At 69.8% G+C, this 19551-nt stretch carries 18 protein-coding genes and 1 pseudogene; 11 read left to right on the top strand and 8 right to left on the bottom strand.

All coding sequences use genetic code 11. From position 1 onward, the window contains the following. Positions 1–78: 78 nt before the first annotated feature. A complete protein-coding gene (locus E7742_RS04480; RefSeq protein ID WP_137797847.1) occupies positions 79–1017 on the bottom strand; it encodes an IclR family transcriptional regulator in 939 nt (312 codons plus the stop codon). Between the two features lie 92 nt (positions 1018–1109). Here E7742_RS04480 and E7742_RS04475 point away from each other — a divergent pair, with 92 nt between their 5' ends. The 5 genes and pseudogenes from E7742_RS04475 (at position 1110) to E7742_RS23435 (ending at position 5770) form a co-directional block, all read left to right on the top strand. Continuing rightward, complete coding sequence (locus tag E7742_RS04475) at positions 1110–2276, top strand: hypothetical protein (RefSeq protein ID WP_137797846.1); 1167 nt, start codon at positions 1110–1112, stop codon at positions 2274–2276. 2 nt (positions 2277–2278) lie between these two features. Next, positions 2279–3076 (top strand): SDR family oxidoreductase, encoded by a 798-nt coding sequence (locus tag E7742_RS04470; RefSeq protein ID WP_137797845.1) that lies wholly within the window; start codon positions 2279–2281, stop codon positions 3074–3076. Between the two features lie 22 nt (positions 3077–3098). Next, positions 3099–4259, top strand: coding sequence for a sulfotransferase family protein (locus tag E7742_RS04465; RefSeq protein WP_137797844.1), 1161 nt, complete (start codon positions 3099–3101; stop codon positions 4257–4259). Positions 4260–4376: 117 nt separating this feature from the next. After that, a pseudogene (locus E7742_RS23440) lies at positions 4377–5153 on the top strand (alpha/beta hydrolase domain-containing protein); the annotation flags it as partial. 110 nt (positions 5154–5263) lie between these two features. After that, positions 5264–5770 (top strand): alpha/beta hydrolase domain-containing protein, encoded by a 507-nt coding sequence (locus E7742_RS23435; RefSeq protein ID WP_254699265.1) that lies wholly within the window; start codon positions 5264–5266, stop codon positions 5768–5770. Between the two features lie 314 nt (positions 5771–6084). Here E7742_RS23435 and E7742_RS04455 read toward each other — a convergent pair whose 3' ends face one another. Further along, on the bottom strand, positions 6085–7302 hold the full coding sequence (locus E7742_RS04455; RefSeq protein WP_137797843.1) for an MFS transporter: 1218 nt from the start codon (positions 7300–7302) through the stop codon (positions 6085–6087). A gap of 110 nt (positions 7303–7412) precedes the next feature. Here E7742_RS04455 and E7742_RS04450 point away from each other — a divergent pair, with 110 nt between their 5' ends. The 6 genes from E7742_RS04450 (at position 7413) to E7742_RS04425 (ending at position 12339) form a co-directional block, all read left to right on the top strand. Next, a complete protein-coding gene (locus tag E7742_RS04450; protein WP_137797842.1) occupies positions 7413–7949 on the top strand; it encodes a MarR family winged helix-turn-helix transcriptional regulator in 537 nt (178 codons plus the stop codon). Positions 7950–8102: 153 nt separating this feature from the next. Next, positions 8103–8666: an alternate-type signal peptide domain-containing protein gene (locus tag E7742_RS04445; RefSeq protein ID WP_137797841.1), complete on the top strand. Its 564-nt coding sequence runs from the start codon at positions 8103–8105 to the stop codon at positions 8664–8666. A 15-nt stretch (positions 8667–8681) separates the two neighbouring features. Continuing rightward, on the top strand, positions 8682–9242 hold the full coding sequence (locus E7742_RS04440) for a hypothetical protein (RefSeq protein WP_137797840.1): 561 nt from the start codon (positions 8682–8684) through the stop codon (positions 9240–9242). Then, positions 9239–9784: a signal peptidase I gene (locus E7742_RS04435; RefSeq protein ID WP_137797839.1), complete on the top strand. Its 546-nt coding sequence runs from the start codon at positions 9239–9241 to the stop codon at positions 9782–9784. Before E7742_RS04440 ends, E7742_RS04435 begins: the two co-directional genes overlap by 4 nt. A gap of 3 nt (positions 9785–9787) precedes the next feature. After that, positions 9788–10399: a TasA family protein gene (locus tag E7742_RS04430; RefSeq protein WP_137797838.1), complete on the top strand. Its 612-nt coding sequence runs from the start codon at positions 9788–9790 to the stop codon at positions 10397–10399. Beyond that, positions 10396–12339: a signal peptidase I gene (locus E7742_RS04425; protein WP_137797837.1), complete on the top strand. Its 1944-nt coding sequence runs from the start codon at positions 10396–10398 to the stop codon at positions 12337–12339. The genes E7742_RS04430 and E7742_RS04425 overlap by 4 nt, the downstream gene beginning before the upstream one ends. 38 nt (positions 12340–12377) lie before the next feature. On the opposite strand, the gene E7742_RS04420 is transcribed toward E7742_RS04425, so the two are convergent. The 6 genes from E7742_RS04420 to E7742_RS04395 form a co-directional block, all read right to left on the bottom strand. After that, positions 12378–13154, bottom strand: a complete 777-nt coding sequence (locus tag E7742_RS04420) for an enoyl-CoA hydratase (protein WP_137797836.1) — start codon at positions 13152–13154, stop codon at positions 12378–12380. Then, positions 13151–14062, bottom strand: coding sequence for a 3-hydroxyisobutyrate dehydrogenase (mmsB, locus tag E7742_RS04415; protein WP_137797835.1), 912 nt, complete (start codon positions 14060–14062; stop codon positions 13151–13153). Before mmsB ends, E7742_RS04420 begins: the two co-directional genes overlap by 4 nt. Beyond that, positions 14059–15126: an enoyl-CoA hydratase/isomerase family protein gene (locus tag E7742_RS04410; RefSeq protein WP_137801040.1), complete on the bottom strand. Its 1068-nt coding sequence runs from the start codon at positions 15124–15126 to the stop codon at positions 14059–14061. The genes mmsB and E7742_RS04410 overlap by 4 nt, the downstream gene beginning before the upstream one ends. A 107-nt stretch (positions 15127–15233) precedes the next feature. Next, positions 15234–16382, bottom strand: a complete 1149-nt coding sequence (locus E7742_RS04405) for an acyl-CoA dehydrogenase family protein (protein ID WP_137797834.1) — start codon at positions 16380–16382, stop codon at positions 15234–15236. 13 nt (positions 16383–16395) lie between these two features. Next, positions 16396–17904 carry a CoA-acylating methylmalonate-semialdehyde dehydrogenase gene (locus tag E7742_RS04400; protein ID WP_137797833.1) on the bottom strand — a complete coding sequence of 503 codons (1509 nt, stop codon included), beginning with the start codon at positions 17902–17904 and terminating at the stop codon, positions 16396–16398. A gap of 249 nt (positions 17905–18153) precedes the next feature. After that, positions 18154–19509: an alpha/beta fold hydrolase gene (locus E7742_RS04395; RefSeq protein WP_137797832.1), complete on the bottom strand. Its 1356-nt coding sequence runs from the start codon at positions 19507–19509 to the stop codon at positions 18154–18156. Positions 19510–19551: the final 42 nt, after the last annotated feature.

The following is a 19551-nucleotide window of genomic DNA, read 5'->3' as shown; positions in this document are numbered from 1 at the left end:
GCGGTCAATGGCTCGCCCCGCGTTGGCCGAATGTCACATCGGTTCAGTCCAACTGAACGCATGTGACATTCGGCCAGGTCAGGGGTGGCGAACCGGCGCCCGCCCGCCGACCTGCGCAGTCACCGCATCCGCGGCCGCGACCAGGGCGGCGCCGCGGCGGGCGATCTCCGCGCCGCTGATCGAGCCGCCCACGTCCAGCGTCAGCACCAGCGACTGGTGTCCGTCGGCGTCATAGACCGGTGCCGCGATGAGACTGACCGGATACTCGGCGTCGGCCTCGGTCTCGCTGTGCAGGTAGACGCGCTCCCCGAGACTCGAGACCATCTCCCCGATCAGCTCACGCAGTTCGGTCGGCAGCCCGCGCCCGGCGACCCCGGCCATGAGGGAGAAGAGTTTGCGCCCCACCGGGGTGAGTCGCTCGACGAGGTACCCGACGTCCCGGCAGTCCTCGACGACGCGCCGCAGCAGGTCGCGGTCGAGCACGACGGGCAGCGCCGGTTCGCGCCGCAGCCACGCCTCGAGGTCCTCGTCCCCGTCCCAGATCACGTACATGAGGCCCACGGGCGGCGCGAAGGGGTAGGCCTGTCCCACCCGGGCGGCGGTGCGCCCCAGCGTCACTCCCGGCGGCGCGACCGTCTCGAGGATCATGACCTGGTCGCCCACCACGGCGGACGCCGTGCACACCGCACCGAACTCGGCAGCGATCTCGTCCAGGTGGGCACGGGCGATGGGCCCTACCGCGAAGCCGCGCTGGGCCGCTCGGCCCGCGGCGATGAGCGCGGGGCCCAGCCCGTAGGACTTCGACGCCGGATCCCGGGTGAGATACCCTCCGGCCACCAGCTCGGACAGAATCCCCAGGCACGTCGGTTTGCTGATCGACAGCGCCCGCGCCAGCTCGGACAACCCGAATCGCTGCTCGTCGCGGGCGACGAGAAAGTCGAGGATCTGGACGACTCGGGCGGTCGGCGGAGAGCGCCGCCCCCCGGCCTCGGCGGACTCGGCTTCCACTGAAGTCATTGACCACTCCTTGAAACACGTTCTATCGTCGGCTCGACGCATGTTCTACCAGCGGGGTACATATTTGTACCCATGGACCGAAGGAGCAAGGTGTGCTGACGGATCCCCTGGCCGAGGCCATCGCCGAAGCCGAGAAGCTCGTCGAGAGTGCCCACCACATCCGGACGGAACAGGACCTGCTGGAGGGCATGCAGTACCTCGCCGGCGGCATCCTGGCGACCGTCCATGCGGCCTGGGCCACCGAGAAGACGCATCCGAACTTCATCCAGGGCACCGGGCCGTTCACCAAGATGGGTCTCGACAACCCGGACACGCTGTACTTCGGTGCGCGCATCGACGACGACGCCGAGTACATCGTCACCGGCACCCGCGGCACCACCGCCGACCTCAGCTTCCAGGTTCTCAGCGGCAACTACACGAACTCGAACGTGCCCGGCAGCGAGATCGCGTTCGACGACCGCGAACTCGACATCGACGACGACGGCAGGTTCGTCGTCACTTTCGGTCCCGGTCCGGCGGACGGGCGCCGCAACCACTACACGCTCGCGCCGGGCTCGTCGCAGCTGGTGGTCCGGGAGGTCTACAGCGACTGGAGCCAGCAGCGCGGCACCATTCGGATCGAACGCGCCGATCGCCGCGGAGTGCCGACGGCGGCGTTGACGCGCGAGGAGACCGAGAAGCGGTTCGCCCGCGCCGGCCGGGCACTGGTGAGCCGCGTCAAGACGTGGCTGCAGTTCCCGCAGTGGTTCTACGACGATCTGCCGCTCAACACCATGACCGCTCCGCGGCTGACGCCGGGCGGACTCGCGACGCAGTACTCGTCGGTGGGCCACTACGAGCTGGCCGACGACGAGGCCATGATCATCACCGTGCCCCAGTCCGACGCGCCGTACCAGGGCTTCCAGCTGGGCAGCCTCTGGTACATCTCGCTCGACTACATCAATCATCAGACGTCGCTCAACAACGCCCAGGCCCAGGTCGATCCCGACGGCAACATCCGGATGGTGCTCAGCGAACGGAACCCGGGCGTCACCAACTGGCTCGAGGCCCTCGGCCACCCACGCGGCTACCTGCAGTTCCGGTGGCAGCGCACGTCGCGGGAGTTCACCCCCGCGGACGGTCCCACCGTGGAGGTGGTCAAGTTCGACGAGATCCCCGCGAAACTGCCGTTCCACGAACACAACAAGATCACGCCGGAGGACTTCGCCGCCCGCATCGGGGAGCGCCAGGCCGCCGTCGCCGACCGGATGCTGGGGTAACGATGACGAAGACGCTGCAGTCCGCACTTCTCGAGAACAAGGTGATCGTCATTTCGGGTGTGGGCCCCGCACTCGGCCGCACACTCGCGCTGCGCTGCGCCGAGGCCGGTGCCGACCTGGTGCTCGCCGCCCGCACCCAGTCCCGGCTGGACGAGGTCGCCAAAGAGGTGACCGACCTGGGCCGGCGCGCGGTGACCGTGTCGACCGACATCACCGACGACGCGTCGGCCGCGCACCTGCTGGCCGCCACCACCGACGCGTACGGCCGGGTGGACGGTCTGATCAACAACGCGTTCACCGTGCCGTCGATGAAGCCGTTCGCCCGCACCGACTTCCAGCACATCCGGGACGCGATCGAACTGACCGTGCTGGGCGCGCTGCGTCTGACCCAGTTGTTCACGCCGGCGCTGGCGGAGTCGAAGGGCGCCGTCGTGAACGTGAACTCGATGGTGCTGCGGCACTCGCAGGAGCGCTACGGCAGCTACAAGCTGGCCAAGTCGGCCCTGCTCGCGATGTCGCAGTCGCTCGCGACCGAGCTGGGCCCGCAGGGTATTCGTGTCAACTCCGTTGCCCCCGGCTACATCTGGGGCGACACCCTGAAGAAGTACTTCGAGCACCAGGCCGAGAAATTCGGTATCACCGTGGAGCAGATCTACGAGCACACGGCCGCCAACAGCGACCTCAAACGGTTGCCGACCACCGAGGAGATCGCCGACGCCGTGATCTTCCTGGCCTCCCCCATGGCGAGCGCGATCACCGGACAGTGCATCGACGTCAACTGCGGCGAGTTCCACCACTAGCGCACGAATCGTAAGGAGCACGATGACTGACCGCAGCTCCGACCGCACGTCGGTCGGCACTGTCGAGGACCTGCACGCGTCCGCGACCCGGATGACCGGACTCGACGACTTCGGTACCGACGACTACACCGAGGCTCTCGGGGTTCTCCTCGACTCGTACGCGAGGGACGAGCAGCTGACGCCGTTCGGCAGCAAGATCTCCCGAGTGTTTTTGCGCGGCGCGCTGGTCGCGCGCCTGCTGAGCGAGGCCGCGTGGAAGCAGCACCCCGAACACGCGGACGTCCCGATCGAGCGGCCCGTCTTCGTGACCGGCCTGCCACGGACCGGCACCACCGCACTGCACCGGCTGCTCACCGTGGACCCCGGCCACCAGGGCCTCGAGATGTGGCTGACCGAGATGCCGCAACCGCGCCCGCCCCGCGACACCTGGGAGTCCGACCCGGTGTTCCAGGCCATCGAACAGCAGTTCAGCAAGCACCACATCGAGCATCCCGAGTTCATGGGCGTGCACTACATGTCGGCCGGCGAGGTCGAGGAGTGTTGGCAGCTGCTGCGGCAGACGTTCAAGTCCGTGTCGTACGAGTGCCTGGCCCACCTGCCGACCTACTCGGCGTGGCTCGAGAAGCAGGACTGGACCAACGCCTACGCGCGGCACAAGAAGAACCTGCAGCTCATCGGCCTGCCGGATCGGGATCGGCGGTGGGTGCTCAAGAACCCCAGCCACCTGTTCGCACTCGACGAACTGATGGCGGTGTACCCGGACGCCCTGGTCATCCAGACTCACCGCCCGCCGCGCACCATCGTGCCGTCGGTGTGCAGCCTCGCCGAGCAGGCCACCGAAGGCTGGTCCGAAAAGTTCCGTGGTCAGGTGATCGGCCGCAGCCAACTGGACCTGTGGGCGCGTGGCCTCGAGGACTTCACCGCCGCCCGCGCGAAGTACGACCCGGCGCAGTTCATCGACGTCGACTACACCGACTTCGTCGGCGACCCCCTCGGCACGGTGGAGAAGATCTACTCGCACTTCTCGATTCCGCTGACCCCGGAGGCACACCGGGCGATGGAGGACATGCACGCCGAGAGCCGCTCGGGCAGCCGCAAGCCGGCGCACAAGTACACCCTCGAGGAGTACGGGTTGACCGCGGAGGAGGTCGACGAGCGGTTCGGCGACTACGCGGGCGGCTGAACCGAGAAAGAGTCTCACCCAACGAGACCTTTGTGTGATTGTCGCCACATTCCGGGCTAGGTTTCTTTCCATGGGGACTGCAACGGCGCAGTCCCCTGTCAGAGAGGCTCGATCCGAATGTTCCTGCACGCAAGACGATTCGACACCGATCAGGACCGGCTTCCGGAGGGCATGCGCAGCTCGCCCGGAACAGCGACCGCCCTCGACCTCGCCGCCGCGGGATACACCGAGCAGGAGTACTTCCTGAGCGGCACCGCGACGGCGTTCCGCGAGGACGGTCCGTGGGATTCGGACGGCCACTGGCCGGTCGCGCAGGCGGGGCAGGCCCCGTACCGGACGCGGCTACTGGTGCGGGCGCCGGCGGACCGCAGCCGGTGCAACGGCACGGTCGTGGTCGAGTGGCTCAACGTGAGCGGGAACGTCGACGTGGACGTCGACTTCGGCTACATGCACGCCGAGCTGCTGCAGGGGTACGTCTGGGTGGGTGTCTCCGCACAGGCGGCCGGTGTCAACAGCACCGGGGGCAGCCCAATGGGCCCGAAAGTGGTGGGGCTCAAGGCGTGGGACCCGCAGCGGTACGGTCCGCTGCACCACCCGGGCGACGCCTACGCATACGACATCTTCACGCAGGCGGGCGCCGCGCTCCGCGCGCCGCGGGGATCGAACCCGCTCGCCGGCCTGACCGTCGAGCGGCTGCTCGCGGTCGGTCAGTCCCAGTCCGCGATGCGCTTGCTCACGTATGTCAACGCGATCCACTCCGAGGCCCGGGTCTTCGACGGCTTCTTCGTCCACAGCCGTGCGGGCTTCGGGGCGCCGCTCGGGGCCGGCACCGGGCTACCGCAACTCGACGGGCCGGACGGACCGGACGTGGTCGCGCCGGCGCGGGTCCGGACGGACCTCGACACCCCGGTGTTCCAGGTGGTCACCGAGACGGAACTGTTCGAACTCGGCGGCGGTCCCGGCCCCGGGCGTTCGTCGCGGCGCGCCAGCCGGACACCGCGCGGATCTGCACCTGGGAGATCGCGGGCACGGCGCATTCCGACGCCCACGCTCTGCGGATCCTGTATCCGCAGTACACCGCCCAGTTCGGCACCGTCAAGGATCTGCGTGCCGCGATCCCGGTCGTCAACGACGGTCCGCAGGCGGCGGTGGTGTCCGCGGCGCTGCGCCGGCTCGACACGTGGGTGGCCGGCGGCACCCCTCCCCCGTCCGCGGCGCCCATCGAGACCACCGACACCGGCATCGTCCGCGACGAGTTCGGGAACGCGCGCGGCGGCGTCCGCACCCCGCACGTGGACGTCCCGGTCGCCACGTTGACCGGCGAGACCGTGCACGTCCCCAACAACGGTGCGACGGTGGCGTTGCCGCCCGAGACGATCGCCGCCCTGTATCCCGACCACGACGCCTACGTCGCACGGTTCACCGAAGCCACCGACCGCGCCGTGGCCGCGGGCTTCGTTCGATTCGAGGACGCTCGCGCGCTGGTCACCGCGGCACGCGCGAGGCGGTGACCGCCTTCGGCAGGTTCGGCCGGCCCGCCCGGCACCGTCGGAACAATCGTTCGACCGTTTGGTGTAACTTGCGCAATTCTCCCGCGTGACTGCTAGCTTTACCGCCAGTGGCGACGGGCCACATTCACCGGATCACGTCAAAGGACTGAAATATGGGTTCCTTCAGCACCATCAGCGCCGTCATCGACATCGTCAAGACCGTCATGCCGCTCATTCAGCAGCTCAGCTCCATGAGCTGATTCCCCTACTCGACGTCGGGCCGGACTCCACGAGGAGCCCGGCCCGACGTCGTCCGGGTCCACGCTGCGTACCCGTCAGCGCCGTGTCGCCAGCAGCGCGCTGCACGTGGTGGCAGCAACGGCGAACACGACGGCCCCGATTGCGAATCCCGTGCTGCCGTATCCGAGGGCGCCGAGAACCGCCGTGCCGACGGCGGTTCCGATGTACATCGCCGAGTTGTTCCACGAGACCGCGGCGGACCGGCGCTCGGCCAGTTCCGTCGTCAGGAAGACCTGTCCGGTACTGAAGAACGCCGAGCCGGCCGCGAATGCGAGCATGAAGCCGACGATGCTCACCCAACTCGTGGGCGCCAGCACCGCGAGCGCCAGTGCCGCCGCGAGCAATCCGCCCCAGCCGATACACAGCACCGGTTCGCGTCGTCCCGCGGCACGCCACCGGTCGATCACCGGCCCGGCGAGCAGGGAGCCGGTGAACGACCCGATGCCCACGAGCGCGCCGACGAGGCCGAGGGTTTCGGTACTCAACCCGAACCGCGTCGAGAAAAGCGCGCCCGCGAAGGCGTAGGTCCCCAGGCGCGCCGCCTGTGCGCACAGGTTTCCCAGCATGATCAGACGGAAGGTGCGAAGCGTCCACAGCCGGAACGACGAGGCGAGAGCGGTGGCGGCCCGCGCCGGTCGCACGACAACCCGGTCGGGTTCGCGGAGCCGGATCGCAATCGACGCGCCGACCGCGGCCAGCACGAGCGCGACCCCGGCGAACGCCCACCGCCAGTCGAAGCTCGCCGCGACGAGCGTGCCCAGCGGCACACCGACTATCTGCCCGCCCGCGTAGGCCGCGGCGCCGCGGGAGATCGCCCGGCCGCGCTCGTGAGGCACGGCAGTCTCGGCCAGGAACGCCCAGATGGCCGGGCCCATCAACGCGCCGCCCATCCCGCCGACCATGCGCGCCACCACCATCAACGGCAGGTTGGGTGCCAGCGCGCACAAAATCTCGCCGACGACCATGACCGCGACGCCGAGCAGGATCACGCGGCGTCGCGCCACGTGCTCGGCGAGTGCCCCGAGTATCGGGCTCGCGGCGGCGTAGGTCAGGCCGTACGCGGTGACGACCAGAGCCGTCGCCGGAATACTCGTGCCGAAGTCGTCCGCGATGGTCGGCAGGAGTGGCGAGATGAGGAACAGTTCGCCGCCCATGAGGAAGAACACGGCGTGCAGCAGCGCGTGCTGGCCCCACGGCGTGCGGGTGGGCACCGACTGGGAGCGAGCAGTCTCGAGTTCCGTCGTGTGCGCCATGACACCGAACGTTAGCCCCGGTCAGGGTCGCCCGGGAACCCGGAACCCGATCACCGGAAGAACCGCGCCGGTAGTGCGGACCGATCCGGGCCTCATGGGATGATCGGGGCATGCCGTCGCCGTCACCGCTGCCGTTGGATCCGATCGAGGAAGCGCACCGCCAGTGGACCGAGCACGGCTGGGGCGCGGTGGCGGACGGGATGGCCGCGGTGACGTCGGTGGTGCGCGCGCAGCAGATCATGATGGCGCGGGTCGACGAGGCGCTCAAGCCCTTCGGGCTCACGTTCTCGCGCTACGAACTTCTCACGCTGCTGACGTTCACCCGCACCGGCGCCCTACCGATGGCGAAGGCCAGTGCCCGACTCCAGGTCCATCCCACCAGCGTCACCAACGCCGTCGACCGCCTCGAGCGTGCCGGGCTGGTACGCCGCGTCCCCCATCCCACCGACCGTCGCGCCACACTCATCGAGATCACCGACGACGGCCGGGACATCTCGCGCCGGGCGACCGAGGCGCTCAACGACAAGGTGTTCGCCGCACCGGGGCTGGCACCGGACAAGCTGGACGCCCTCATCCGGCTGCTCACCGAACTGCGCCACCAGGCGGGCGATTTCGACACCGGGGACCAGCCCGGCCGGTGGCACTGAGCGGCCTCCATCGCCGACGGGGCTCACTCCGAAAGGACCCGAACTTCACGATTCGGTAACGCCGCGCGTACCGAACGCTTGGTTTGGGTATGAGGGATAAGTCCGATAAGGAGCCATCGCCCAGTCGGGGGCGGATCGCAAGGGGTGGATACGATGAATCGGAAAGCAAAGGCCGCGTTGGCCGCCGGTGCCGCAGCAGTACTGCTGTTGGGCGGGGCCGGAACGTTCGCGTTCTGGCAGGACCAGACGGAGTCGGGCGGGGGCACCATCACCTCCGGCACGCTCGCGCTCAGCGAGTGCACGCCGACGTCGGGGTCGGGCTGGCGCGATGTGACCGGCGGTCAGTCCGTCGCCATCGATCTGCCGGACTTCCGGATCGTGCCCGGCGACACGCTGGAGTACTCGTGCACTAGCACGGTCACGGCCAGCGGCACGAACCTGTCGGCGACACTGGCTGCCGACACCTCCGAGATGTTCTCCGGGGTCAGTGATCCGGCGCTGCGGGCCCAACTGGTGGACACGTCGCTGACCGCCAAGACCAGTAGCGGCGAGACGCTGCCGAACGCCCGGGTGACCGACGAGAACGACGGGGAGACGATCACGATCGCAGCCCGGCTGACCTTCGACCCGGCGACGTCGGGCACGATCGCGCAGGGCACCAGCGTCACGCTGAACAACGTCCTGATCACACTCACCCAGAACCTCAGTCCGGTATGAGTTCCGGGGGTCCTGATGCGTGGGGCGAGGTGGGTGGCGGTCGCCGGTGCGGCGGTGGCGTTCGTGGCGCTCGGGGCGGCCGAGCAGACGGGTGCGCTCTGGCGCGGTGAGACGAGGATCGACGGCGGCACCATCCGGTCCGGCACGCTCGCGCTGCGGGTCGGAGGTGCGGCTCCCCAGACGCAGGTGCAGAACTACCAGTTCACCGGATTCGGGGGCGCCGACCTGGCACCGGGTTCGGTGGTGCAGCGCGCGCTGACCGTACGGAACGCAGGCGACGTCGATATGCGGTATCGGTTGCAGTCGGCGCGGCAGAGTTCCGCGGCGCTGCCGCTCACGCTCGGGGTGTGGACGGTGGCGACCGAGGGTGGGTGCCCCACATCCTCACCGCCCGCCGGTGCCGCGCTCTACGACGGGCCGCTCCCGGCCGCGCAGGCGCCGACCGCGCCCCAGTGGGCACCGGTGCTGCACCCGCAGGAGACGATGGTCTGGTGCTTCCGTGCCACGGTGGGCGCCGACGCCTCCCCCAACACGACCACCGCGGTGACCCTCGATTTCGCAGCGAGCTCGGTATGAGCGCGCCGGCGCGGGCCGACACCGACGGCCGCACATGGTGGCTCCGGACCGTTCTCGGCTGGACGGCGCTGCTGGCGATGTTCGCGCTGCTGGCGGCCACGATCGTGGTCCCGGCCGTGGCCGGAGCGGAGCGTTTCACAGTCCTCACCGGATCGATGCGCCCCACGTATCCGCCCGGCACACTCGTCGTCGTGCGACCCGCCGAGGTCGACGACCTCGCGATCGGAATCCCGATCACCTACCAACTGGAATCGGGACGACCCGAAGTGGTGACGCATCGCATCATCGCGGTGCGCCACAACGCCAAGGGCGAGGTCTCGTTCGTGACGCAGGGCGATGCCAACGACAGCCCGGACCCGAAACCGGTACGGGCGGAACAGGTCCGCGGCGAGGTCTGGTACAGCATCCCGTATCTGGGACACGTCAACAACTGGCTGTCCGGGCAGAAACGCGCCCTGACCGTGGCGGTCGTGATCGTGGTACTCGTCGGCTACGCCCTCTACAACGTGGTCCAGGACGCCCGCAACCGTCGGAAGAAGTGAGCAATGCGCCTCGCCCCCGTTCTGCGCAGGCACCGGACCGGCGTCCGGGTGCGCGCCCTGCTCTGTCTCGGTGGGATTCTCGGTATCGGGGCGGTGGGCACTCTGGCCGCGTGGAACGAGAAGGCGACCGCCACCTCGGGCACCTTCGGCACCGGCACCATCACCCTTCAACTCGACAACACGAAGACCCTCGCGATGAACACGTTGGCGGCGACGAATCTGCTGCCCGGTGAGAGCGTGGCAGCCATGGTGACCGTGCAGAACAAGGGCACGCTGCCGCTCACCTACACGATGGCAGCGACCACCCCGACCGGGAGTCCGCCGGTGGCCTCGCAACTGTTCGTCGCCACGCACTCCGGTGGCACCGCCACCAACACCACGACCGCGGGCCTGCGATCGGGTTCCTGTTCGGGGACGAAGGTCGCCGAGGCCCCACTCGCGGCCGCCGGATCGGTTCCGGTGATCGCCACGCCGCGGCCGGTGGTCGCGCGAACCGGAACGGAGTTGCTCTGCGTGTCGGTGCGCCTGGCCGCATCGGCCCCGGTGAATGTCCAGAACCAAACCCTCAGCACGGTGCGCCTGGTGTTCACGGCCACCGCCGGGAGGCAGTCATGAGACGGATGGTCCGCATCGCACTGTGGGTGGGCGCGGTGTTCGGCAGTGTGTGCATCGTCGCCACAGTGGCGGCGCTGGCGTTCGGGATCAAGCCACTGATCTTCCGGTCCGGATCCATGGAACCCGACATCGGCACCGGCGCGCTCGCCTTCACCCGCACGGTGCCCGCCTCGGACCTCCGCCCGGGCGACGTGGCGTGCGTGGAAGACCAGACAGGGCAACGGATCACACACCGTGTCGTGGCTGTCGACGCGGTCGCCGGCAGCACCGCCACGCTGCGACTGAAGGGCGATGCGAACGCCGACGAGGACGCGCAGCCGTACCACGTCGAGACCGCGGGCAGGGTATTGTTCCACGTCGAGAAGCTCGGCTACGCGGTGGTGTGGTTGTCGGGCCCGCAGGCCGTGTTCGCCGGCGGGGTCCTCGTGGGTCTGCTGGTGGCGGTGGCCGTGCGGCCGGGCTGGCTCGACCGCCGCGAAGACGCGTCCGACGAGGGCGGCAGCGGTGCGCGGCTGACGGCGGGCACCGCGGTCGCGGTCGCGGCACTGGCCCTCGTGAGCACCGTGCGCGTGCCGTCCACGGCGGCGGCCTATACCGACACCGCGACCGGAGTCACCGGCGGACTCGTGACGAAGGCGGCCTTCGTGCCCCGCATCGACCGGTACGTCAGCGGATCCAGCTACGTCACCTGCAGCGACAAGAGTGTCTCGGGGCCCGACCCGGTGACCCTGACGTGGTCGCATCTGGGCGCCCCGTACCGGTACCGCATCATCCTGCGGGACCTGGACGGGATGATCTGGCGGACCTGGGACGTCACCCCGACGAGCGGAAAGACCGGCGACCCGGTGTCTTTCGCCATCGACGGCACCGGCATGCCCTCGCACGCAGCCATCTGGCGGTACGACGCCGAGATCCACACGATGCTCCCCGGCCCGCCCACCTCCTCGGGGGCGGTCTCCACCGACTGGCGCGGCATCGGCGTCTCACAGCACATCCAGCTCGGTAACGAGGATCTGTACTGCAGTACCACCCGCGGCGAGCAGAGCGGTTCGGCGGCGTACGTGCCGCCCCCGACGTCGGTGACGTGTGTGTCGCAGCCGGCCGGAACGCAGCCGGCTCGCGCGGTGCTGTCGTGGCCACATCTGGGATCGCCGTACACGTACAACGTCTCGGTCCGCAACGAGAACAACCGCAACATCGTGCTCCGGCGGACGGTGACGTCGGTACCCGCACAGGCCGGTCAACCCGTCAGCACCACCGTGCTCGGCTCCGACCTGGACTCCGGAGTGCTCTCCGGCACCACCGCGATCGCGGAGATCCGGACCGTCAACGGCGGTGCGGAATCCGCGGGGTTCGTGACCCAGCGGCTCACCGTCGGCAAGACCGCGACTGCCTGCGCGGCCACGGCGCTCGCGAGATCGGCCCCCGACGCGGCGACGACCACCGCGCCGGTCTCCGGAAGCTCCTCGACCACCGCACAGGCGCAGCCGACACCGACCTCGGACACCGCGCCGGCGACCGGAGCGCCGACAGGTGGCGCATCGCCCACCGGGGCGTCGGCGACCACGACGCCCGCGGATCTCGGTACTCCCCCGTCGGACACGGTGTCGACGCCTCCGGCCGGCCCGACGTCCGCAACTGCCGAGACCACCACGCCCCCGCCGCCCGTCACCGCGCTGACCACCGCCACGTCGGAGGGTGGACGACAGGCGCGGCTGGTACAGGACGGCCAGTGGTGGGTCGTCGTGGTCGACGGCTCCGGCGCCGAGGTGACGCGCACTGCGGCGACGCCGGACACCCGGATGCACTGGCTGTCCGGAGCCGACCAGTTGTGGCTGTCCTCGGCCGCCGGCCCGGTCTACCTGGACGAGAGCACGGGCTGGCGTCCGACGGCCCCGGACGGCGCGCTTCCGGCGGAGGTCCAGGCCGCGTTCGGTTAGCGGGCCGCAGCCGAGTGCGACTGCGGCCCGCGCCGCGCCTACCGGTGACCGAAGTTGGGCTCGCGCTTCTCGCTGAACGCGGCCATGCCTTCCTTCTGGTCCTGGGTCGCGAAGGCGGAGTGGAACACCCGGCGCTCGAACCGCACGCCCTCCGACAGCGTCGACTCGAACGCCCGGTTGACCGATTCCTTGACCATCATCGCGATCGGCAGCGACATGTCGGCGATCTTCGACGCGGTCGCGATGGCGTCGTCGAGCAGGTCGATCGCGGGGACGACGCGCGACACCAGTCCGGCGCGCTCCGCCTCCTCGGCATCCATCGTGCGACCGGTGAGGCACAGGTCCATCGCCTTGGCTTTGCCGATGGCGCGCGTGAGCCGCTGCGACCCGCCGATTCCGGGCAGCACTCCCAGCTTGATTTCCGGCTGGCCGAACTTGGCCGAGTCGGCGGCGATCAGCACGTCACACATCATCGCGAGCTCGCAGCCGCCGCCGAGTGCGTACCCGGCCACCGCGGCCACGATGGGCTTGCGGGCGGTGGCGATTCGGTCCCACGCCGAGAACCAGTCGTCCAGGTACATGTCCATGAACGACTTGCTCTGCATCTCCTTGATGTCGGCGCCGGCCGCGAACGCACGCTCGGATCCGGTGACGAGGATCGCGCCGATGCCGCGGTCCCTCTCGAATTCGTCGACGGCCTGGACCATCTCCGACATCAGCTGCGAGTTGAGGGCGTTGAGCGCCTCGGGGCGGTTGAGCGTGATCATGCCCACGCGGCCGGTGCGTCCGACCTGGATGGTCTGGTAATCCGTCATCGAGTCTCTCCGTTCGACCTGTCTCTGATGTCCCTGATGATCGCCGAGAAGTCTTCGCCGCCGTGCCCGGTCTCGTGGAACCGGCGGTACAGTTCTGCGGCGCGCAGTCCCAGCTCCCCGTCGACGCCGTTGGTGCGCAGTGCGTTCGCGGCGAGCCCGAGGTCCTTGTCCATGAGCGCGGCCGCGAACCCCGGCTGGTAGTCGTTGTTCGCCGGGCTCGTCGGCACCGGCCCCGGCACCGGGCAGTTGGTGGTGAGCGCCCAGCACTGCCCGGACGCGTTGGATGCGACGTCGAACAGCGCCTCGTTGCTCAGACCCAGCTTCTCCCCGAGCACGAACGCCTCGCTGATCGCGATCATCGAAACCCCGAGGATCATGTTGTTGCAGATCTTGGCGGCCTGCCCCACCCCGGGCCCACCGCAGTGCACGACCTTGCGGCCCATCACCTCGAGCAGTGGGCGCACCGCCTCGACGTCCTCGTCGGCGCCGCCGACCATGAACGCGAGGGTGCCCGCCGCCGCGCCCATCACGCCGCCCGACACCGGCGCGTCGACGCCGCGGTGCCCGGCCTGATCGACCAGTTCGTGGGCGGCACGGGCATCCGCGACGTCGATGGTGGAGCAGTCGACGAACAGGGTGCCGTGGCGTGCCGCCGAGAGCAGGCCGCCCTGGTAGAGGTCGAGCACGTGCCGTCCACTGGGCAGCATCGTGATCACGACGTCGGCGTCGGTGGCCGCGTCGACGGCGGACTCCACGACGGTGAGACCGTCCCGGCGTGCCTGTTCCAGTGCCGCCGGGACGAGGTCGAACCCCCGCACGGCGTAGCCGGCCTTCACGAGGTTGGCCGCCATCGGCCCGCCCATGTGGCCGAGCCCGACGAATCCGACGGTGATGTCGGTTGTGCTCATCGCTGTTCCTCCCCACTGACCAGTGCCGCCCCGAGACCGAGCTCGGCGTCACCGAGGGGTTCGAAGAAGCGATCGACATGTTCGGCGGTGACCTCCTCGAGGGTCGGGGGCGACCACGCGGGGTTACGGTCCTTCTCTACCACCTGGGCGCGGATGCCCTCCACCAGATCACGGGATTGCAGGCACGCCAGGGAGACCCGGTACTCCTCGTCGAGGACGGCCTCGAGGGTGTCGAGCCCGCGGGCCCGTCGTAGCGCCCGCAACGTCACCTTGGCCGCGGTCGGGGACTTCCCCAGGATCTGTTCGGCCGCCGCCGCGGCCTCCGGCACTCCACTGTCACGGAGGTTCGCGACGATCTCTTCGACGCTGTCGGCAGCGTAGGCCGCGTCGATCCAGCTCCGCTCCGCGGCGAGCTCCGAATCCGGTGCGGGCCGGGCGAATCGGGCGATCGCGTCCTCCACCGAACCGCCGGCCAGTGCCTCCTCGAACTCCGGTAGCCGGTCCGAGGGCACGAAGTGGTCGGCGAACCCGCAGGCGATGGCGTCACCCGCACTCATCCGCGCCGTCGTCAGCGCGACATGCGTGCCGAGTTCGCCCGGCGCCCGCGAGAGCAGGTAGGTGCCGCCCACGTCGGGGACGAAACCGATGCCCACCTCGGGCATGCCGATGGTCGACCGTTCGGTGACGACCCGGATCCCGCCGTGTGCGGACACGCCGACACCGCCGCCCATCACGATGCCGTCCATGATGGCCACGTACGGCTTCCGGTAGCGCGCGATCGCGGCGTTGAGCACGTACTCGTCGCGCCAGAAGTCCGCCGACCCGCTGCCGCCCTCGCGGGCGTCGTGGTAGATCGAGACGATGTCACCGCCGGCGCACAGCCCGCGTTCACCGGCGCCGGTGAGCAGCACCGCGTGCACGGAGTCGTCGTCCGCCCATTCGAGCAGCGTGGCCGCGATGGTCTGCACCATCGCGTGGTTGAGGGCGTTGATCGCCCGGGGACGGTTGAGGACGATCCGGCCCAGCGTGCCGGCCCGCTCGACGACCACCTCCGGCTCGCTCACGCCGCTGCGCGGGACCGCGGCCTCGTTCGACCTGCTCACGTTCGGGTGCTGGACGGCGTCGTTCGCCTCGCTCACGCTGGTGCGCTGGACGGGTTCGTCGGCCGCGCTCACGCCGCACCCGCCGATCCGACCACCGCGCGGGCCACGACGACCCGCATGATCTCGTTGGTGCCCTCCAGGATCTGGTGTACCCGCAGATCACGCACGATCTTCTCCAATCCGTATTCCGCCAGATAGCCGTAACCGCCGTGCAATTGCAGCGCCTCGTTCGCCACCGTGAAGCCGGTGTCGGTGGCGAATCGCTTCGCCATCGCGCACAGTTCGACCGCGTCGGCGGCAGCGCCGTCCAACGCGGCCGCCGCCCGCCACAGCAGCGTGCGGGCGGCCTCGAGTTCGATCCGCATGTCGGCCAACCGGAACTGCAGCGCCTGCGATTCCACCAGCGCGGACCCGAAGGCCTTCCGTTCCGTCAGGTACGAGACGGCCTTGCCCAGCGCGGCCTGCGCGCCGCCCACCGAACACGCGGCGATGTTGAGGCGGCCGCCGTTGAGACCTCTCATCGCGATCCGGAAGCCCTCGCCCTCGCCGCCGAGCAGGTTCGCCGCGGGCACCCGCACCGCGTCGAGGATCACCTGCCGCGTGGGCTGGGCGTTCCAGCCCATCTTCTTCTCGTTGGCGCCGAACGACAGTCCCGGCGAGTCCTTCGGCACGATGAACGCCGAGACACCCCGCGCGCCCGTCCCGCCGGTGCGTGCCATGACGACGTACACGTCGGACGTCCCGGCCCCGGAGATGAACTGCTTGACCCCGGTGAGCACGTAGTCGTCGCCGTCGCGAACGGCCTTGGTGGACAACGCCGCGGCGTCCGATCCGGCGCCCGGCTCGGTGAGGCAGTAACTGCCGAGCTGCTCCATCGACGCCAGCCCGGGCACCCACTGCCGCCGCTGCGCGTCGTCGCCGAACTCGTCGATCATCCACGTGACCATGTTGTGGATGGAGACGTACGCGGCGATCGACGGACAGCCGGTGGCGAGTTGCTCGAAGATTCGCACCCCGTCGAGGCGGGAGAGACCGGAGCCGCCCACGTCCTCGCGAATGTAGATGCCGCCCATGCCGAGTGCCCCGGCCTTGCGCAGCACGTCCACCGGGAAGTGTTTGGTCTGATCCCACTCGACCGCGTGGGGCGCCAGGTACTCGGCGGCGAAGTCGCGGGCGGTGTCGCTGATCGCGCGCTCGTCGTCGGTGAGGATGAACACTTTGCCCGCTCCCCTAGTCCATCGTCGGGATGACGAAGTGATTCGACGCGGCTTCCTTCGCGCCCGACGGCCAGCGCTGGGTGACCGTCTTGGTCTTGGTGTAGAAGCGGATCGAGTCCGGGCCGTGCTGGTTGAGGTCGCCGAAGCCGGAGCGCTTCCAGCCGCCGAAGGTGTGGTAAGCGATCGGCACCGGAATCGGGACGTTGACCCCGACCATGCCGGTGTCGACGCGCGCGCAGAAGTCGCGGGCGGTGTCGCCGTCGCGGGTGAAGATCGCGACACCGTTGCCGTACTCGTGCTCGGACGGCAGCCGCAGCGCCTCCTCGTAGTCGGGTGCACGCACCACCTGCAGGACGGGACCGAAGATCTCCTCCTTGTAGATCCGCATGTCCGGGGTGACGCGATCGAACAGCGTTGCGCCGGCGAAGAAACCGTCCTCGTTCCCCTCGAGGGTGAAGCCGCGGCCGTCGACGACGAGTTCGGCGCCCTCGTCGACACCGATCTGGACGTAGCCGTTCACGCGGTCGAGGGCGTCCTTGCTGACCACCGGCCCGAAGTCGGCGGTCTCGTCGTCCGAGCGACCGATCCGCAGCTTCGCGACACGTTCGGAGAGCTTCGCGACCAGCGCGTCCGCAGTCTCCTCGCCCACCGGCACCGCGACCGAGATGGCCATGCAGCGCTCACCGGCGGAGCCGTAGCCGGCACCGACGAGGGCGTCGGCCACCTGGTCGAGATCCGCGTCGGGCATGACGATGGCGTGGTTCTTGGCGCCGCCGAAGCACTGGGCGCGCTTGCCGTGCGCGGCGGCAGTCTCGTAGATGTACTGCGCGATCGGGGTGGAGCCGACGAAGCCGACGGCCTTGATTCGCGGATCGGTGAGCAGGGTGTCGACGGCGCCCTTGTCACCGTTGACGACGTTGAACACTCCCGGCGGCAGACCGGCCTCGAGGAACAGCTCGGCCAGGCGCAGCGGCACCGACGGGTCCCGCTCGGAGGGCTTGAGCACGAAGGCGTTTCCGCACGCGAGCGCGGGCGCCGCCTTCCACAACGGGATCATGGCCGGGAAGTTGAACGGGGTGATGCCGGCGACGACGCCGAGCGGCTGCCGCATCGAGAAGACGTCGATGCCGGACCCGGCGCCCTCGGTGTACTCGCCCTTGAGCAGGTGCGGGATGCCGGTCGCGAACTCGACCACCTCGAGGCCTCGCTGGATGTCACCCTTGGCGTCCGGAATCGTCTTGCCGTGCTCGGACGACAGCAGGCGGGCCAGCGGGTCCATCTCGTCCTGGATGAGCTGCAGGAACCGCATCAGTACGCGGGCGCGGCGCTGCGGGTTCCACGACGCCCACTCCTTCTGCGCCTCGGCCGCGTCGGCGATCGCCGCCTCGGTCTCGGACCGGTCGGCAAGGGGGACGCGGGCCTGCACCCGGCCGGTGTTGGGGTCGAAGACGTCGGCGAATCTGCCGGACGCACCGGGGATGCGCTTGCCGCCGATGAAATGGGAGAGCTCTCGAACGCTCATTGTCCGAACCCGTCCTTTGCTGGTCGTCGCGGAGCCCGGAGGAGACGTGCGTCACCTCCGGCGTTCTTCGCTCATCCTATAGTTGGATGTCCACGCAAGTCCAGGGGTGGTATCCCGCCATTTCCCCGAACCGCAGGTAGCCGGGTGAAACGCCGGACAGACCGGCCTTCCTGCCGCCTGGCGATCGCTTCCCGGACGGAGATCAGCCGATGGACACCCTGCGCGCACCGCTGCTCGATGCCCGAACGGTCAGTGCGGGTCGCAGGTCTGCTCCGAGAGCCGGCCGGAACCGAGAAACTCCGTCACCAGGGCGCCGCAGCGTGACCCGACCGTGGACCCGTGGATCCCGTCCTCGATCGTGAGCAATTGGCCGCCCATGGCGGTACGCGCGTCCAGCGCCCACACGTACGGGGTGACGTACTCGTCGCGGTGCCCGATGATCAGCAGATCCGTCCCGGTGTTCGCGACGGCCGTGCCCTCGGCCGGCAGCGGCCAGCCGCTGCACAGGCTCACCCCCGGCACGGCGGAATCGGCGGGAAATTCGATGCGCCGCTGCGGGTCACGCCCCAGCTCGGTGCTGAGGGCGCGGTGCTCCGCGAGCTGGGCGGCGCCGTCGCCCACCGGGTCGAGGCTGTTGCAGATGTATCCGGTACCGGCCCACGCGTCGAACGAACGCTCGAGGAATTCGGCGGTGTCGGGGTCGAGCGGCGCGTCGTCGTCCTCGGGTCCGGGGGCGTCCCCCGGCGGAACGTCGGGCTCGTCGGGGGCGGCTCCGCCGTCCACCGGGGCCGCCAGGTCGGCGGGCTCGGGCAGGAGATCCGGCGGGACGTCCGGGTCGGCCGTCGCGAGGGTGCGCAGCGCGTCGGCCCCGGATGTTCCGGTGTAGTCCATGCTGTCGAGGACGACGCGGTGCAGGTGCTGCGGGTACCGGGTCTGCAGCTCGGCGCCCAGCACCGTGCCCCACGACACCCCGAGGAAGTCGACGACGTCGAGACCGAGGGCCCGGCGGACCGTGTCGAGATCGCGCGCGGCCGTGGCCGTCGTGAGGCTCGCGAGGAAGGCCGGGTCGGCGTCGACGCAGTCCCGGTTGGCAACGGCGATCGCGTCGGCGTACGCCGTGAGGCCGGCGTCGTCACGGGTGTCCGGCTCGTCCGGTCCGGTGCAGTCGAGGCGCGACGAGTACCCGGTGCCGCGCAGATCGATCCCGACCACGGTGGCGCCGAGCCCCAACTCGGAGGCGACGGTGGCGGCCATACTGCGCCCCTCGACTCCCGGGCCGCCGGGGTTGACGAACACCGGCGGCGCCGCCGGATCCGTACCGACGACGCGGCTGAGGGCGAGCTCGACGGTCCGGCCGGCAGGATCGGCGTAGTCGAGCGGGACGTCGAGTACGGCGCACTGCAGGCGGTCGACCACCGCGCTGTCCACGCCGAGGTCGCCGACATACGCCGCCAGGTCCGTGCACGGCTCCCACGCGACGCCGTCCGAGCCCTGCCGGGTGGAGCTGCCGCAGCCCGCGACGGCGGCGGCCGCGAGCGCCGCGACGCCCACCACCGCCGTCGCTCGTCGCCGTAGCCCCACCGCAGTCCCTTCGCCGCCACGCATGCCAGCCTCCACGGTAGAGGCGGTCGGCAGGGCGCCTGGTCC

It is taken from the genome of Rhodococcus sp. SGAir0479, from assembly GCF_005484805.1.
In the GTDB taxonomy this organism is placed as follows: domain Bacteria; phylum Actinomycetota; class Actinomycetes; order Mycobacteriales; family Mycobacteriaceae; genus Prescottella.
This window is presented reverse-complemented; position numbering and strand designations above follow the sequence as displayed.